At 59.4% G+C, this 16353-nt stretch carries 19 protein-coding genes; 7 read left to right on the top strand and 12 right to left on the bottom strand.

Going from position 1 to position 16353, the window contains the following annotated elements; all coding sequences use genetic code 11:
- Positions 1 to 179: 179 nt before the first annotated feature.
- The 4 genes from leuC to rplS all read right to left on the bottom strand — a co-directional run bounded on the left by leuC (position 180) and on the right by rplS (position 4440).
- Positions 180 to 1589: a 3-isopropylmalate dehydratase large subunit gene (gene leuC, locus A6U86_RS19235; RefSeq protein ID WP_068394452.1), complete on the bottom strand. Its 1410-nt coding sequence runs from the start codon at positions 1587 to 1589 to the stop codon at positions 180 to 182.
- A 276-nt stretch (positions 1590 to 1865) separates the two neighbouring features.
- Complete coding sequence (locus A6U86_RS19230) at positions 1866 to 2744, bottom strand: amino acid ABC transporter permease (protein WP_068394450.1); 879 nt, start codon at positions 2742 to 2744, stop codon at positions 1866 to 1868.
- Positions 2745 to 2778: 34 nt separating this feature from the next.
- A complete protein-coding gene (locus A6U86_RS19225) occupies positions 2779 to 3576 on the bottom strand; it encodes a basic amino acid ABC transporter substrate-binding protein (RefSeq protein WP_068394448.1) in 798 nt (265 codons plus the stop codon).
- A gap of 309 nt (positions 3577 to 3885) precedes the next feature.
- Positions 3886 to 4440, bottom strand: coding sequence for a 50S ribosomal protein L19 (rplS, locus tag A6U86_RS19220; protein WP_068394446.1), 555 nt, complete (start codon positions 4438 to 4440; stop codon positions 3886 to 3888).
- A 423-nt stretch (positions 4441 to 4863) separates the two neighbouring features.
- Here rplS and A6U86_RS19215 point away from each other — a divergent pair, with 423 nt between their 5' ends.
- Genes A6U86_RS19215 through A6U86_RS19200 form a run of 4 tightly spaced genes read left to right on the top strand, consistent with a single transcriptional unit; the run spans position 4864 to position 6379 of the window.
- A complete protein-coding gene (locus A6U86_RS19215; RefSeq protein WP_068394444.1) occupies positions 4864 to 5187 on the top strand; it encodes a helix-turn-helix transcriptional regulator in 324 nt (107 codons plus the stop codon).
- Positions 5184 to 5594, top strand: a complete 411-nt coding sequence (locus A6U86_RS19210) for an SRPBCC domain-containing protein (RefSeq protein ID WP_068394442.1) — start codon at positions 5184 to 5186, stop codon at positions 5592 to 5594. Before A6U86_RS19215 ends, A6U86_RS19210 begins: the two co-directional genes overlap by 4 nt.
- A gap of 38 nt (positions 5595 to 5632) precedes the next feature.
- On the top strand, positions 5633 to 6094 hold the full coding sequence (locus A6U86_RS19205) for a DUF1801 domain-containing protein (protein WP_068394576.1): 462 nt from the start codon (positions 5633 to 5635) through the stop codon (positions 6092 to 6094).
- 57 nt (positions 6095 to 6151) lie between these two features.
- Positions 6152 to 6379: a hypothetical protein gene (locus A6U86_RS19200; protein WP_068394440.1), complete on the top strand. Its 228-nt coding sequence runs from the start codon at positions 6152 to 6154 to the stop codon at positions 6377 to 6379.
- Positions 6380 to 6454: 75 nt separating this feature from the next.
- On the opposite strand, the gene A6U86_RS19195 is transcribed toward A6U86_RS19200, so the two are convergent.
- Together A6U86_RS19195 and A6U86_RS19190 are read right to left on the bottom strand one after the other, a co-directional pair.
- Positions 6455 to 7015, bottom strand: coding sequence for a YcxB family protein (locus tag A6U86_RS19195; protein WP_068394438.1), 561 nt, complete (start codon positions 7013 to 7015; stop codon positions 6455 to 6457).
- A 34-nt stretch (positions 7016 to 7049) separates the two neighbouring features.
- Entirely contained in the window at positions 7050 to 7535 is a 486-nt protein-coding gene (locus A6U86_RS19190; protein WP_068394574.1) for a hypothetical protein, read from the bottom strand.
- 266 nt (positions 7536 to 7801) lie between these two features.
- On the opposite strand from A6U86_RS19190, the gene A6U86_RS19185 reads away from it, so the two are divergent.
- Positions 7802 to 8989, top strand: a complete 1188-nt coding sequence (locus tag A6U86_RS19185) for a GAF domain-containing sensor histidine kinase (RefSeq protein ID WP_068394572.1) — start codon at positions 7802 to 7804, stop codon at positions 8987 to 8989.
- Between the two features lie 140 nt (positions 8990 to 9129).
- On the opposite strand, the gene trmD is transcribed toward A6U86_RS19185, so the two are convergent.
- From trmD to A6U86_RS36160, 6 genes are all read right to left on the bottom strand, one after another.
- Positions 9130 to 9810, bottom strand: a complete 681-nt coding sequence (trmD, locus tag A6U86_RS19180; protein WP_068394436.1) for a tRNA (guanosine(37)-N1)-methyltransferase TrmD — start codon at positions 9808 to 9810, stop codon at positions 9130 to 9132.
- 24 nt (positions 9811 to 9834) lie between these two features.
- Positions 9835 to 10407 carry a ribosome maturation factor RimM gene (rimM, locus tag A6U86_RS19175; protein WP_068394570.1) on the bottom strand — a complete coding sequence of 191 codons (573 nt, stop codon included), beginning with the start codon at positions 10405 to 10407 and terminating at the stop codon, positions 9835 to 9837.
- A gap of 184 nt (positions 10408 to 10591) precedes the next feature.
- Positions 10592 to 10948: a 30S ribosomal protein S16 gene (gene rpsP / locus A6U86_RS19170; protein WP_068394434.1), complete on the bottom strand. Its 357-nt coding sequence runs from the start codon at positions 10946 to 10948 to the stop codon at positions 10592 to 10594.
- A gap of 109 nt (positions 10949 to 11057) precedes the next feature.
- Entirely contained in the window at positions 11058 to 11360 is a 303-nt protein-coding gene (locus A6U86_RS19165; protein ID WP_068394432.1) for a chorismate mutase, read from the bottom strand.
- A gap of 17 nt (positions 11361 to 11377) precedes the next feature.
- On the bottom strand, positions 11378 to 12946 hold the full coding sequence (gene ffh / locus A6U86_RS19160; protein WP_068394568.1) for a signal recognition particle protein: 1569 nt from the start codon (positions 12944 to 12946) through the stop codon (positions 11378 to 11380).
- Between the two features lie 359 nt (positions 12947 to 13305).
- Positions 13306 to 14061 (bottom strand): hypothetical protein, encoded by a 756-nt coding sequence (locus tag A6U86_RS36160; RefSeq protein WP_369333210.1) that lies wholly within the window; start codon positions 14059 to 14061, stop codon positions 13306 to 13308.
- Between the two features lie 76 nt (positions 14062 to 14137).
- Between A6U86_RS36160 and A6U86_RS19150 the strand changes: the two genes are divergently transcribed.
- Positions 14138 to 15133, top strand: coding sequence for a hypothetical protein (locus A6U86_RS19150; protein WP_068394428.1), 996 nt, complete (start codon positions 14138 to 14140; stop codon positions 15131 to 15133).
- Positions 15130 to 16149, top strand: coding sequence for an MBL fold metallo-hydrolase (locus A6U86_RS19145; RefSeq protein ID WP_068394425.1), 1020 nt, complete (start codon positions 15130 to 15132; stop codon positions 16147 to 16149). The genes A6U86_RS19150 and A6U86_RS19145 overlap by 4 nt, the downstream gene beginning before the upstream one ends.
- The last annotated feature ends 204 nt before the right edge of the window (positions 16150 to 16353 follow it).

The following is a 16353-nucleotide window of genomic DNA, read 5'->3' as shown; positions in this document are numbered from 1 at the left end:
GAGATTATTTTCGGGATCGGACTCACAGTCCACCGACACCCGGGCGAGCAATTACGCTCACCATTCTTTGACGAAGAAATCTTTGTTTAAATATGCCAGCCGGAGAACCCGAACTCTTCGCGACAAACAAAAAGGGCGGCCTTTCGGGCCGCCCTTTGCTATTCATGCCTCGAAGTGGATCAGTTCCACTCGCGGATATCGACGAAGTGTCCGGCGATCGCGGCGGCGGCGGCCATGGCCGGGGAGACCAGGTGCGTGCGGCCCTTGAAGCCCTGGCGGCCTTCGAAGTTGCGGTTCGAAGTGGATGCGCAGCGCTCGCCCGGCTTCAGGCGGTCGTCGTTCATGGCGAGGCACATGGAACAGCCAGGCTCGCGCCAGTCAAAGCCGGCCGCCTTGAAGATCTTGTCGAGGCCTTCGGCTTCCGCCTGTTCCTTCACGAGGCCGGAGCCCGGAACGATCATGGCGTCGACGGTGGAGGCCACGGTCTTGCCTTCGACGACCTTGGCGACGGCGCGCAGGTCTTCAATGCGGCCATTGGTGCAGGAGCCGATGAAGACGCGATCGACGTTGATCTCGGTCATCGGGGTGCCCGGCTTCAGGCCCATGTAATCGAGGGCGCGCCACTTGGACGTACGCTTGGTCTCATCCTGGATTTCGTCCGGGTTGGGAACGACACCCTGAACGGAGATGACGTCTTCCGGCGATGAACCCCAGGAAACGATCGGCGGCAGCTGGGCGGCGTTGAGCGTGACGATGCGGTCGTAATGCGCGCCTTCGTCCGAGGTCAGCGTCTTCCAGTAGGCAATCGCCTGTTCCAGCTCTTGGCCCTCCGGCGCGCGCGGCTTGCCCTTGATATATTCGAAGGTGATCTCATCCGGCGCGATCAGGCCGGCGCGGGCACCGCCCTCGATCGACATGTTGCAGATGGTCATTCGGCCTTCCATCGACAGCGCGCGAATGGCTTCGCCGGCATATTCGATGACGTAGCCGGTGCCGCCTGCGGTGCCGATTTCGCCGATGATGGCAAGGATGATGTCCTTGGCGGTGACGCCCGGCGGCAGCTGGCCGTCGACCTGCACCAGCATGTTCTTCGCCTTCTTCTGGATCAGCGTCTGCGTGGCGAGCACATGCTCGACCTCGGAGGTGCCGATGCCGTGCGCCAGCGAGCCGAAGGCGCCATGCGTCGAGGTGTGGCTGTCGCCGCAGACGATGGTCATCCCGGGCAGGGTGAAGCCCTGCTCAGGGCCGATGATGTGGACGATACCCTGGCGCTTGTCGCTTTCGGAGTAATATTCCACGCCGAATTCGGCAGCGTTCTTGGCCAGCTGCTCGACCTGGATGCGGCTTTCCTCGTTCTTGATGCCGAGGTGGCGATCGGGCGAGGTCGGAACGTTGTGGTCGACGACGGCCAGCGTCTTCTGCGGCGCGTGGACCTTGCGGCCGGTCATGCGCAGGCCTTCGAATGCCTGCGGCGACGTCACCTCATGGACGAGATGGCGGTCGATATAGAGAAGACAGGTGCCGTCATCCTGTGCGTCGACCAGATGGTCGTCCCAGATTTTATCGTAAAGTGTGCGTGGAGCGCTCATGGCTACAGATCCATATTGGCAGTGTCGTAAATGGGGATTGACGGATCAGGACCGCCGGCCTCGGGTGTGATCAGCGAAGTCGGCTGTTGAGCGCGCCAGAAATCATCGCAAAGAAGCGTGCCGGCAGGCGCTTATGGTCCTGCAGCACGAAAGCCGTGACGTAACGTCCGTCTTTGCTCATGATCTTACTCATGGCCATGCTCATATCAATTTTCAAAACCTTCGGCAATGGCGACGATAGGCTCTATCGGTACGGCCGGCATTTGACCGAACCGATCACACCTGTGCCCCGGGTGGCTGGCCCGCAGCCATCCGGGGGAAGGCGGAGCGATCGCTGCCGGAGCGGCGACGCATCCAGGCTTCGAGCTGCCGCAGCAACAGAGACAGGCCGACTGTCAGCAAGAGATAGATGAAAGCGAGGATCGACAGCGTTTCGAAATAGCGGAAATTGGCCGAATAGTAGAGCTTGGCGAGCTGGCTGATATCGGCAACCCCGAGGACTGATACCAGCGAGCTGTCCTTGACCATCGCGATGAAATCGTTGGAGAGCGGCGGCAGGATGACGCGGATTGCCTGCGGAAAGACAACGAGGCGGAAGCGCTGGAAGCGGCTGAGGCCGAGTGCCTTTGCTGCCTCGATCTGGCCCTGGTCGACCGCCTGGATGCCGGCGCGGAAGATTTCGGCGATGAAGGACGAATAGGCGATCGTCAGCGCGATGATCGTGCGCCAGACGAAGGGCACGTCGCGGGTGATGAGTGGATTCGTCCAGCCGGCGGAGACCAATGGGGACGTGATGAAGTTATAGACGGCAACGAAGGCCGGCGTGCCGACAAAGGCGATATAGGAGAGCAGTACCAATATCGGGATGCCGCGCACGATCTCGATATAGAGGCGTGCCACTTGCCGCAGCACGAGGAAATCCGACAGGCCGAGCAGTGCAAGCCCCAGGCCAAGCAGCATGGCGAGCGTAAAGGCCACCAGCGTCACGAAGATTGTGACGCCGATGCCGTTCAGCAGAAGAGAAAAAATCTGGGCGTAGAGGCCGTTCGCCGCAATTGCGAAAGAGGCGCCGATGCCGAGGATGGCAAGGACGACCAACCACCAGGGAAAGTCCTCCTTGCCGCGGTGCCCGCCCGGGCCTGCCAAAGGTGCCATCAGAGCGGGCTTCCGGTATGTCGATCTGCAGCGTTCATTGGCCCATCTTGTAGTCGAGGAACCACTTCTTGTTCAGCGCTTCGAAGGTCCCGTCGGCCTTGAGGCTGGCAATCGCCGCGTTGACCGGAGCGACGAGATCGGAGCCCTTCTGGAAGATGAAGCCGAAATCCTCGGAGCCGAGGGGGCCGCCGATCAGCTTCAGGCCGCCATTGGAGGCATCGACATAGCCCTTGCCGGCCGTGCCGTCAGTCAGCACCATGTCGACGTCACCGGTCTTCAGCGCCTGCACGGTGGCGCCGAAGGTTTCGAAGGTCTTGATGCGCGGGTTCTGCTCGTTGCCGTCAAGGACCGAATAGACGGCGGTGTAGAAGGGTGTTGTGCCCGGCTGCGCGCCGATCAGGCCGTCCTTGAAGGCGGCGAAGCTCTTCGCCTCGGTGAAACGCTTCTCGTCACCGCGCACGAGCATGAACTGCTCGGAGCGCATATAGGGGTCGGAGAAATCGACCTTCTGCTTGCGGTCATCCTTGATGGTGATGCCGGTCATGCCGATGTTGTACTGGCCTTCGGAAACGGCCTGGATCATCGCGTCCCAGCTGGTGTTCTGGTACTCAACCTTGAAATTCAGGCGCTTGGCGATCTCGTTCATCGCGTCATATTCCCAGCCGATCGCCTTGTTGGTCTTTGGGTCGATGAACTGGAGCGGTGGGTAAGCATTTTCCGTAACGACGATGACGGTCTTGCCGTTAAGGTTCGGCAGGTCAGCGGCGAAGGAGGTGAAAGGGGCGAGCACGAGGGCGCTGAGGCCCAGAAGGAACGAACGACGGAATGCCATGGAAATTTCCCCGATTAGCGTGGCGCGAAAGTGTCATATTTGGAAAGCCAATGGCAAGGCTGTTGCCATGGCGGCAATCATAAAAAATGGGAAGGGAATTCTAAAAACAAGCGGTTGGTAGAAAATTTTTTACGGCATAATAAAGCAATTTTTTTATAAATTAATCAAAATAATTGTTTCATATAAATCATAAGAACATTTCTCATGGAAGCAGCCGGCGCATTTTTACCTGGAAATCCTCAAGGCATCAGGCAATAAAAAAGGCGACCCGAGGGCCGCCTTTTCGTCATGATCCCGATGGATCGAGACTTATTCTGCTGCCGGTTCAGCGGCTGCGGCGGCTTCAGCAGCAGCTGCTGCTTCGGCTGCGGCCTTTGCTTCGGCGGCTTCTGCTGCTGCCTTTTCGGCTGCCAGAGCCTGGGCTGCTGCAATCTTTTCAGCTTCGATGCGAGCCTTTTCCTCGGCAACTGCCTGGCGCTCGGCGTCGTTGAGCTTGCGGGCGCGGGTACCGGTGTTTTCAACGATACGGGCAGCCTTGCCGCGCAGGTCGCGCAGGTAGTAGAGCTTGGCGCGACGGACCTTACCGCGGCGAACGATTTCGACGCTTTCGATCATCGGCGAGTAGATGGGGAATACGCGCTCGACGCCTTCGCCGTAGGAGATCTTGCGAACGGTGAAGTTCTCATGCAGGCCGCCGCCGGAGCGAGCGATGCAGACGCCTTCATAGGCCTGAACGCGGGTACGGTTGCCTTCCGTGACCTTCACGTTGACGCGAAGGGTGTCGCCAGCGGAAAAATCAGGGAGCGTGCGCTTGGCTTCGATCTTGGCAGCCTGTTCGGCTTCCAACTGCTGAATGATGTTCATGTTATCAACCTCGTTGTTGCTTCAACAGCCAGAGCGCCCATAACGATCTATCCCCGGTCGGACCTCTGGAGGTCTCGCCTCGGATATATGCCTTTAAAGGCAGGGGCGAATACGTCTGCTTTTCTTTGGTGGTTGATGGGAAACTTCCCATGCCGGCCGCGCACATATCGCATTGTCATGGCTTTGTCACCCCTTTGCGGGGAATTTCGTGGCCTTTGCTCGATCTGGCGGGTTCAAAGGGCAATTTTTGCCCCGAATTGGCGCGCATGCGGATTATCACCCGGCAAGGCAAATAGCCGTGGGGCGCGTGGGCATGGATGGTCGATCGCGTCTCTGGTGCGGATTCTTGAGTTCATGCCGCTTGACTTATTCATAGCTCGCTGGCTATATGTTAATTCATAGCCAACGGGATATGGGTTTCTGGTGTCGAACATTCATGACGCGCTCTTTAAAACGCTCACTGACCCCACTCGCCGGGCCATTTTCGAACGGCTATGCCGCGAAGGTGAGAAGACGGTCGGGGTTTTGACGGAGCGGGCCGGCGTTTCGCAACCGGTCGTCTCAAAGCATTTGGCGGTGCTGAAGCGGGCCGGGCTGGTGCGCGACCGCCATGAGGGCCGTCAGACACATTATAGCGCGCAGCTTTCGGCGCTTGCGCCGCTGATCGATTGGACGAGCCAGATGGCCGGGTTTTGGGAAAGCCGGTTCGACGACCTCGAAGATCTTCTGAAAAGGATGGACCAATGAACGACACATCGACTGAAATTCGCACCGTCGTCGTCGAGCGGGACGTGGCGTTTCCGCCGGAAAAGATCTGGCGCGCGCTCACGCAGCCGCACCTGATCCAGGAGTGGCTCATGAAGAACGACTTCAAGCCCGTCGTCGACCATTCCTTCAAGCTGACCGCCGAATGGGGTTCCGTCGACTGTCAGGTACTCGAGGTCGAGGCGAACAAGACGCTGTCCTATACCTGGAACGCTCACGGTCTCGAAAGTGTTGTCACCTGGATACTCACGCCGAGGGGCGCGGGCACTCATCTGCGCATGGAGCAATCGGGCTTCCGGCGGGATCAGGAGCAGGCATACCAGGGCGCCAAGTATGGGTGGCAGCGGTTCTTTGCAAATCTGGAAACGGTTCTGGTGGGGCAAGGCTGAGGTCTGCCGTGACAATGAACCGCCGGGTGATGACAATGATGAGGAAAGCGAGCGCAGCGATGAAGAAAAGCGACCCGAGTGAAAACCAAGAAGGGGCCACGCCCTCTCAAATCATCGATGCGAAAATCGCGGAAGCGACGGACTGGCGGGGCGAAATGCTGGCGCTTATCCGGCATGTCATCAAGCAGGCTGATCCCGATGTGGTCGAGGAATTGAAATGGAGAGGAGTTCCGGTGTGGTCGCATGCCGGGATCATCTGTACCGGCGAAACCTACAAGAGTGCGGTGAAGATGACCTTTGCCAAGGGCGCTTCGTTGGAGGATCCGTCAGGCCTGTTCAACTCCAGCCTCGAAGGTAACACCCGGCGCGCGATCGATTTTCATGAAGGCGACGAGATCGACGAGGAGGCATTGGAGGCGCTTATCCGTGCCGCCGTGGCCTTGAACATGTCCTCGGCCAGTCGGTCGAAGGGGAAGTCACCGGCGCGTCCGGCAAGGTAAGCGTAGAGCAATCACCCATGCAGCCGGCCTTCGGCGCGTTTCCAAAAGGAGGTGTCAATGAACTGGAGCAATTATATCAGGCAGGCCCATCGCTGGCTGTCGATTGTCTTTACGGCAACGGTCATCGCCAACTTCGTCGCCATGGCTTTGGGGACGCCGCCCGCCTGGGTGGTCTATTCGCCGCTGCCGCCGCTCTTCCTGTTGCTGTTCAGCGGTCTCTACATGTTTGTGCGGCCTTATATCAGCAAGTGGCGCGATGCAGAGCTTAGGCAGCAGACGCCATAGGCGCAGAGAGATGATCCGCAGTGTTGGGGAGAACTGTCGGCCTTGCGCACAGGTGAAAGGGGACAAGCGTCACTGTCAAAACCCGCGATGATCCGGCACGGTGAGAGCCAGAGCCTGTAATTCCCCGATCTGATCACTCGTCAGGACACGCTTCGGCACGATCCGGTAGAGACGTTGCGACTCATAGAACAGCATGCAGTGGCGATCCTGCCGCGCCTTCAGGAAATCGCTCCACTGCAGGCGTGCCTCGCCAAAATCGCTCCAAAGGTGCACCCCGTTTTCGGTCCATGAAAAATGATAGGGTTTCTGCAGCGTTTTTTGCTCGCGGAAGGTTCGTCTCGCTGCTCGTCCGCCCAGCGTGTACACGATCAGAAAAGGGATGCCGATGATCGCGACGGGCGCGAGGATCGCGAAACCGAGGGCGGACAGAAATGCGTCGTGCGCATCGGCCAGATTGCCCACCAGAAATCCGCAGACCACAACCCCCAGCAGCCATGTGATCGCAAGGCGGGTCAGTCCACCTCTGCCGCCAAGATGCTGCCGAAAATGCAGGCGGTGAGCCTGGGCCAGATCCTGTGGCTCGAGCTGAATGAGAATGCCTGCGCGCTTTTCATCGTCATGCTTGAGTTCAGGCATAAGATTTCCTCGTTCGCAATTCTGCCCTTGGCCGTCAGGGGGAGCCGAGATTGGGGCGCAATTCCTCGACGATCGTTTCCAGATTTCGCGGCGTCACCTGCCAGCGCCGCGGGTTGTCATATTCGAAATCGGCATTGAAACGCCGGCTTTCCCGGTTGAACTGAAAGAGCATCTTGATGAAATCGCCGCGATGCTCCTCCCGAAGCCATTCACGATAGGATTTCACCTCCCGCTCGACAGCGTCGGTGAGGAAGGCGACGGCATGAGGCTTGCCGCTCCGGTCGTAGGCATATCCGTAGCTTTCGACCACATCACCATCGGCATCTATGCCGAAGATCGCCGATACCTCGACCCAATCGATCGTGTCGAGCTCGCCGGAATTGACCATTTCCCGCGCTATCGCATCCATGCGTTCCACCTTTTGAAAAGCCGGCTGTGCAGCGGCGAGAGCCGTCAATGCAAACAAAGCAAAGCCGACTATGGTCAGTCGCGATAACAGATTACGCAACTTGTCTGCCATGGAGCCTCCTCGATTGACAAGACCTCGCATCACCAACGCCAATGGGCGCAGATATTCCGTCCCTTTGCCGGCCACGACTTGCGGCAGCATTGCCCTAGAGATAGCGCGGCATTTCCAAAAGCACATGAGACTGATCGATTTCAATCGGCCTTCAAATGCGCCGCTCGAGCGAGCCGTCCGGCTATGTGAAAAGCAATTGCGTCGGCAGATTGCGGACGTTATCGTCCGGCTTGAGACTTGATATCACGAACCTGTTCAATGGGCGTATGGCAGAAGATTTTCAGAGCGACATTGAGGCGGTTCAACGGATAGATGCCGTACCGACGATTCTCGACGTTGTGTGCAGCACGACCGGCATGGGTTTCGCGGCTGTGGCGCGCGTTACCGAAGACCGGTGGATCGCCTGCCAGGTGCTGGACAATGTTCACTTCGGTCTGCCGGCCGGGGGAGAGCTAAAGGTCGAAACGACGCTTTGCCACGAGGTGCGCCAGCATCACGAGGTCATCGTCATCGATAATGTCGCCGAAGACCCGGTCTATTGCGAACATCACACCCCGCGGATATATGGCCTTCAGAGCTATATTTCCGTGCCGATCGTCCTGCCCGACGGTACGTTCTTCGGGACATTATGCGCCATCGATCCCAAGCCGCATAAGCTCAGCAACCCGCAGACGCTTGCAACCTTCAAGCTGTTCGCCGAGTTGATAGCCTATCATCTCGACGCCGGCTCCAAGCTGAATGCCGCACGCACCGATCTGCTCGATGCGCAGGCGGCATCGGAATTGCGCGAGCAGTTCATCGCCGTGCTCGGCCATGACCTGCGCAATCCGCTGGCCTCGATCGATGGCGGCACCCGCATGCTGCTCAAGGAGCCGCAGAGCCAGACCGCGCAGACGATTTTGACATTGATGCGCGGCAGCGTGCTTCGCATGTCCCGGCTGATCGACAATGTGATGGATTTTGCGCGCGGGCGATTGGGTGGTGGAATAGGGCTCGAGAGGATTTCCGGGAGATCGCTCAATTCCACGCTTGAGCAGGTTGTCGCGGAAATTACATCGGCTCATCCTGAACGCAGCTTCGAAACCGATATAGATGTGCGGGATGACGTGCGCGTCGATCATGGCCGTATTGGCCAGATGTTGTCGAATATCCTCGGCAATGCGGTCACGCACGGATCCGCCGATGCGCCGGTTCGCGTCTCAGCCTTCGTCAGGGACAGCACTCTTTACATATCGGTTGCGAATGGAGGCAATCCCATTCCGGATGCCGCGAAAGCGCTGTTGTTCCAGCCGTTCAGCCGAGGCGATGCGGGAACAAGCCAGCAAGGGTTGGGATTGGGGCTCTATATCGCTTCCCAGATCGCCGAGGCTCATGGCGGACGCCTGGAGGTCAGCTCGGATGACCGTGAAACGAAATTCACCTTCACGATGCCGATAGAGCCGACCCGGTCTTGATCTGATCGCCGCCGGACTGACGAGGTGGCTAGAGTATTTTCGCTTCTCTTCGAATCGCGAAAACGCTCTATCTCCTTGTTTTTGAGTATTTCCGGACGGAAAACCGCTGTGCACTTTTCCTGGAAATACTCTAAACCCGATTACTTTTCCAAGAGATCCGGCCGGCGTACCCGCGTCAGTTCTTCGGCCTGTTCTTTCTGCCATTTCGCGATGGCGGCGTGGTTGCCCGAGGTCAGCACGGCAGGGATCTCGCGGTCTTCCCAGATCTGCGGGCGGGTATAGTGCGGGTGCTCCAGCAGGCCGCCCTCGAAGCTTTCATGCAGGCCCGAAAGGTCATTGCCCATGACGCCTGGCAGGATGCGGACGATGGCGTCGAGCAGGATGAGCGCCGCCGGCTCGCCGCCAGAGAGGATGTAATCGCCGATCGAGACTTCCTCCAGATTGCGCCCGTCGATCACCCGCTGGTCGACGCCTTCGAAGCGGCCGCAGACGATGATGACGCCATCGCCGGCGGCAAGCTCACGCACGCGCTTCTGGGTCAGCGGCTTGCCGCGCGGGCTCATCAGCAGGCGCGGCCGGCTGTCGTTTTCGCTGGCATGATCGATGGCGCGGGCAAGCACATCCGGTTTCAGCACCATACCGGCGCCGCCGCCGGCGGGCGTGTCATCGACGGTGCGATGCTTGTCGGTGGTGAAATCGCGGATCTGCACGGTGTCGAGCGCCCATTGGCCGCGCTCGATTGCCTTGCCGGCAAGGGACGTGCCGAGATGGCCGGGAAACATCTCCGGATAAAGTGTGAGGATGGTCGCCCGAAAACTCATGGCGCGGTCACTTCCCAATGAGGATTACTTCTTCGTCTTGCCTTCCGGCTTCGGCGGCTTGCCGATGAGGTCGTCGGGATTGTCGACAAGGCCGGCTGCCAGTGGATCGATCAGGATCTTGCCGCCTTCCAGATCGATTTCGAGCACGGCTGCCTCGGAAAAGGGGATCAAAACCGGGCGCTTGCCCGGACCCTTCAGCTCCAGGAGATCACCGGCGCCGAAATCATAGACGCCGCTGACCGTGCCGTAGCCGGTACCCTTGTCGTCGACCGCTTCCAGTCCTTCGAGATCGGCGTAGAAGAATTCGTCGTCGTCGAGCTCATCATCCGGCAGGTTGTCGCGCTCGATGTAGAGCTCCAGCCCGTTCAAGGCCTCGGCGGCGTTGCGGTCGTTGACGCCGCGCAGCCGCACCACGACCACATTCTTGGCTTCGCGGATTTCCAGCACCTCGAAGCTGCGGCCGTCCATGCTGTGCAGATGGCCATAGTCGCCGAGTGCCGTGGGGTCGGATGTATAGGCGCGAGCCCGCACCTCGCCCCTGAGGCCCTGTGCCGCGCCAATAGTCGCCATCAATACCGGGTTTTGCAGTTTCGTCATGGTCTCTTCGCCGATTGCCGGGATCATCGCATAATTCCTTAAATCGGAATCGACTTTATGAATTATGCAGCAAATCTGAGGCGCTGTCGTTGCGTTCTCTCATAGGATGAACATCAGCCGATGGGAAATAAAAAACGGGCGACATGTCGCCATGCCGCCCGTTTTTGATGATTGCAAAGGCCGATTATTCGGCAGCAGCGGCGTCAGCGGCCTTCTGTGCCTTTTCAGCAGCGCGTTCCTGAGCGCGCTTGCCCGGCTTTGCCTTTTCCGGGTTGTTCTTGGCTTCGCGGGTAGCGACGCCTGCTTCAGCGAGGAAGCGCAGAACGCGGTCGGTTGGCTGAGCGCCGTGGTCGAGCCAATGCTTGATGCGCTCGGCATCGAGCTCAACGCGCTTGGCGTCGTCCTTGGCGAGCATCGGGTTCCAGGAACCGACCTTCTCCAGGAAACGGCCATCGCGCGGCGAACGGGCATCGGCGATAACGACGTGGTAGTACGGGCGCTTCTTGGAGCCACCGCGGGCGAGACGAATTTTCAGTGCCATAATTTCTACTCCTTAGGCTTTTCTTGACCGCTTCGTTGAGGCGGTATGTTCGTTTCTGTTATGCGTGTCGCAGGCGTTCTCTCGATAAGCCGCTTGACGCAATTCGGGATCACGCCTTCAGATCGGCTGCGATCTGCTCGTGATGCCGGATGACTTCCTTGATGACGAAGTTCAGGAACTTCTCGGCGAAATCCGGGTCCAGATTGGCGTCCTTTGCCAGACGGCGCAGGCGTTCGATCTGGTATTCTTCGCGCGCCGGGTCAGCCGGCGGCAGCTCGTACTTGGCCTTCAGCACGCCGACCTCTTTGGTACAGCGGAAGCGTTCAGCCAGCATATGCACCAGCGCGGCATCGATATTGTCGATGGACTGGCGGTAGTTGCCCAATTGGGCCTTTACTTCTGGATCAATCATGGGGGTCAACGATCCTTTCACTTCTTCTTCGGCAAACCGGGAAGTCCCGGGAAACCACCACCGAGGCCTGGCAGCTTGGCGCCGCCGAGACCCGGCAATCCGCCACCGTTACCGAGGCCCGGCAGGCCGCCTGGACGGCCGAGGCCGGCGGCTTCGGCCTGCTTCTGCAGGGCTTCGAGCTGTTTGGGGTCCATGTTCGACAGGTCGGGCATGCCGCCCATTCCGCCGCCAAGGCCCATCTTGCCGGCAAGGCCGCCCATCAGCTGCTTCATCATGCCGCCTTTGCCCTTGCCGCCCATCATCTTCATCATGTCCGCCATCTGGCGGTGCATCTTCAGAAGCTTGTTGATGTCGGAGGCGTCGGTGCCGGAGCCGGCGGCGATGCGCTTCTTGCGGGAATGTTTCAGGATGTCAGGGTTGGCGCGCTCTGCCTTGGTCATCGAGGAGATGATGGCGAGCTGGCGGCCGAAAAGCTTGTCGTTCAGACCGGCAGCGGCCATCTTGTCCTTCATGCCGGACATGCCGGGCATCATTCCCATGATGCCGCCCATGCCGCCCATGTTCTGCATCTGGCGCAGCTGGTCTGCGAGGTCGTTCAGGTCGAACTTGCCCTTGGCCATCTTGGCGGCCATGGCGGCCGCCTTTTCGGCGTCGATATTCTCGGCGGCTCTCTCGACCAGCGAAACGATATCGCCCATGCCGAGGATACGGTCGGCGATACGGCGGGGATGGAATTCCTCCAGCTCGCCCATCTTTTCGCCGACACCGATCAGCTTGATCGGCTTGCCTGTCACGGCGCGCATCGAAAGGGCTGCACCGCCGCGGCCATCGCCGTCCATGCGGGTGAGTACGAGGCCGGTAATGCCGACGCGCTCATCGAAATTGCGGGCGAGGTTGACGGCATCCTGACCGGTCAGCGAATCCGCGACCAGAAGGATTTCGTGCGGATTGGACCGCTTCTTGATGTCAGCCATCTCGACCATGAGCGGCTCGTCGATATGCGTGCGGCCGGCGGTATCGAGAATGACGACGTCATGGCCGCCGAGCTTGGCGGCCTGCACGGCGCGGGCGGCGATATCGGTCGGCGACTGGCCCGCGATGATGGGCAAGGTATCGATGTTGGCCTGGACGCCGAGCTGGCGCAGCTGCTCCTGCGCTGCCGGACGGCGCGTGTCGAGCGAGGCCATCAGGACCTTCTTGCGGTCGCGGCTCGTCAGGCGGTGGGCGATCTTGGCGGATGTGGTGGTCTTGCCCGAGCCCTGCAGACCGACCATCATGACGACGACCGGCGCCGGCGCGTTGAGGTCGATGCCGACGCCCTCGCCGCCGAGCATTTCGATCAGCTCGTCATGGACGATCTTGACGACCATCTGGCCTGGCTTGATCGACTTCAGGATCTCGGCGCCGACGGCCTTTTCACGGACGCGGTCGGTAAAGGAGCGAACAACGTCAAGCGCCACGTCGGCTTCGAGAAGCGCACGGCGAACCTCGCGCAGTGCTGCGGAAACATCGGCTTCCGAAAGCGCGCCGCGGCCTGTCAGTCCATTCAGAATGGAACCAAGACGGTCCTGGAGGTTTTCAAACATCAGTTCTTCCTTATCGATCGCCTGGAGCTTTGGATTTGCGCATATGCGCGGGTCTTTGCCCGAAAACGTCGTGCTTTTCCATGACGAAAACAAGACGCAAAGCCAAAAACCACCCGAGGGCGCATCGCGCTGTCGGGTGTTGACCTCCGGGATCTCTTTATACCTTTATGGGTCCCGGTCGGTGGCTCGGAGGCTTGTGCTCGTCGCAGATTGCGGGCGATAAACAGGAAAAGGCCATCAAAGTCAACCCAAAGCGGCGGAAATGCTCTTTCCGCTATTTCAATGATTGGTTTTTTAGCTGGTCAATTGGGTATTTAGTTTGGAGAGGATCAGGTCGCACTGCACAAAGTCGATTCTGGTTATGGAGGGCTGGGATTTGGTGGCCAGTTCTTTTCGTTATATTCAAGTTGATTTCTGAGCTGCTCACCATTGAAAATTAGAGAGATTTCGCCTGTAGCGCCTCTTTGATAGTTGGGTTCTGTCCGAACTCTGTCATTTATGTAGAATCCTTCCATCGAATCCCTGAATCTGATTAGTCTCATAATGTGTATGCCGCGATGATCGCCGCCCTGCTCGACAGGGTGTTCAACTCTCCTCGTTTGATAGGTCCAGATTAACCCCTCGTCCGCACCTTGACCTAAAGTGCAGGTAACCGATGTTGATCTATTACGAGGACCCCAAGCCGTAGCGCTGATCTTAAACGGCGACCGTTGTATGATCTCGTGAGCAGTAGGATACCATTCTCCGTTGGCGGTACTTCGATACCATCCTATCCACCGACCTGAGTAATCAGGTATGCCAAGTAAGCTCTGGATCCAGCGAAATCGCTTCCAGCCTATGTTAATGATTACTGAAGAAATTACGAAGCCGCTGGAAAGCGTCCCGATGATCTTGAGAGAAATATTTAGAACTTCAAGATTAACTGATTTCTGCGAAATGCTGCTGACCAGCACTGCAATCACGGTGGAGACAAGACCCGTTAGTATCGCCAAATATTTTATCGAGTTATGCAAATTGTTGTCCCACGTCCTGTTGATTGCCAAGAACCTATCAGAAGTTGCACTTGCACTCAATATTGAGGTTCTCTTTCGAGGTATCGAAAGATCAGGCAGCATGAAGGTGATGATTACGCCGGTCTGCTATTGTCGTATCTATTAGTCATAACGATATGATTCCCCGAGACGGTTTCGAATGAATGATGCAGCCCTGACCAATCTTCTTGCGGCCTGTCGCATCTATGCCGGCGGCCGGGTCGATGCGCGGTTCAACGCGGCGGCGCAGGCCTTTTATGCCGACGCCAAGGTGCAGGCGAAAATCGTGACGAGGGCGGCACGGGAGCTGCGCGGACTGCCGCCGCCGGGAGCGGCGATCCTGGCCAATATGCTCGGCACCATCGCCGAGACTGGCGGTTCGGCCGAGCGCAGCGGCCCAGCCGTATGGGAGCTTTTTACGGCTTGGCTGCCGCAGATCCATCGTGGCTTTGCCGGCCGCAAGGAATTGAGCCCCAAGCAGCGGCAGCTGCTCGAGGCCTTTCAGCTGCTTGGCCAGTCCGCCGTCACGCATCTCGCCGCGATGCCGAAAGAGCGCGCGCTTGCCGCCGGTGACGCCAATCTGATGGCGCAGCTGGCCCAGCTGCAGGACTATACTCCAGGGGCTGCCTGGGTGCGCCATATGCTTCTGAGCCGCAGCGACCGCTTGCTCGTCCTCCTGCATGGGCCGAGTGGACGCGGCTTTCGTCTGCGCTACGAGAATATCGTCAACTGCTTTCATCTGTTCACGCTGATCCAGGCCGCCTTCGGTGAGACGCTGCCGGGCGGCCGCGCGCCCAACAGGTTCATTGTCGATATGGCGCGCTGTGTCACCGTGGTGGAGGAGGGCAATGACGAGCCCTGGTGGCGCTATGAAACGGTGCAGCCCGATTTATCCGGCACCACAGAGATATCGGGCGAAGCCTCCGTTGATACTATTGCGCGCGTCGAGGGCACGCAGGTCGTTCTGCTGTCGCCCTCGGTCGAAGGCGCGGCGTTCTGGGATACGAGCTTCTTCACGCCGCAGCTTTTTGCCATGCCTGCGAATGTCGTGATCGAAGAGACGCTGACGGCACGCGAGAGCGAAGAGTGGCTGGCGAGGATTGGGCGACCCGCCAAGCGGGACGAGACGGATGAGCGAAAGGCGGACGGAGAATGACGACAGCATCAGGTTCCGGCCGAAAGCGGAATCCCTATTATCAAGGCCCGACATCAGACCATTTCGATGGCCTGCGCTTCTTCAATCCGGGCGGGGTCGGGCCGGGCAATTCGCTTGATCTGCTGAAATGGCAGCTCGCCGGCGGCCGGGTGCGCTGGCCCAATCCGGTCATCAGCATGTTTCCGCCCGCCAAGCCCGACCGGCATGTGTTTGGTCAGCAGATGCGGGTGACGATGGTCGGGCATGCCTCGATGCTGGTGCAGATCGCCGGCCTCAACATCCTGACGGATCCAGTCTGGTCGGAGCGGGTCAGCCCGTTCCGCTCTGTCGGGCCGAAGCGTGTGGTGCCGCCCGGCATCCGCTTCGAGGACCTGCCGCCCGTCGATCTCGTGCTCGTCACGCACAATCATTACGACCATTTGGATGTTGCGACGCTCGCGCGGCTGCAGGCCGTCCATCGGCCGAAAATCGTCACGCCACTCGGCAATGACACAATCATCCGTCGCACCGTTGCCGATGCCGATATCACCATTGTCGATTGGGGCGATCGCATTGCCGTCAAGGGCGGGGTGACCATTGACGTCGAGCCCTGCCACCACTGGTCGGCGCGCGGCATGGGCGACCGGCGCATGGCGCTTTGGGCGGCTTTCGTGCTGACGACGCCGGCTGGCAAGATCTACCATGTGGGCGACACCGGCTTTCACGATGGTATCAATTATGAGGCCGTCAGGCAGAAGCATGGCGGCTTCCGGCTCGCGATCCTGCCTTTTGGCGCCTACGAGCCGCGCTGGTTCATGAAGGGGCAGCACCAGAACCCGGAAGAGGCAGTGAAGGGCATGAAGCTCTGCAGCGCCGCCTATGTCGCCGGGCATCATTTCGCGACGTTCCAGCTGACGGACGAGGGGATCGATGCGCCGGTGCAGGCGCTGGACGTGGCGTTGAAGGCGGAGGGCGTGGAGCCGGATCGCTTTCGGCCGCTCAGGGCTGGAGAAGTGTTCGACGTGCCGGCGGTTTGAGCCTTGACCTCAAGCACCTTCTCCCCTGGGGGAGAAGGTGGCCCGAAGGGTCGGATGAGGGGGATAACCATCCTGAATCCGCAGGCTTTCGTGCTTCCGGCAACTCCCCCTCATCCGCCTGTCGGCACCTTGTGTGTTGTATCTCTGTTAGACTGCTGCCTGTCCGGTTTGTCGGCCCGATGTTCGCGCATCAGGCCGACCACC

Origin of the sequence: Rhizobium sp. AC27/96 (genome assembly GCF_001692325.1) — a bacterium.
In the GTDB taxonomy this organism is placed as follows: Bacteria; Pseudomonadota; Alphaproteobacteria; order Rhizobiales; family Rhizobiaceae; genus Rhizobium.
Note: the sequence above shows the minus strand (reverse complement) of the source record. Positions and strands in the feature narration are given on the sequence as shown.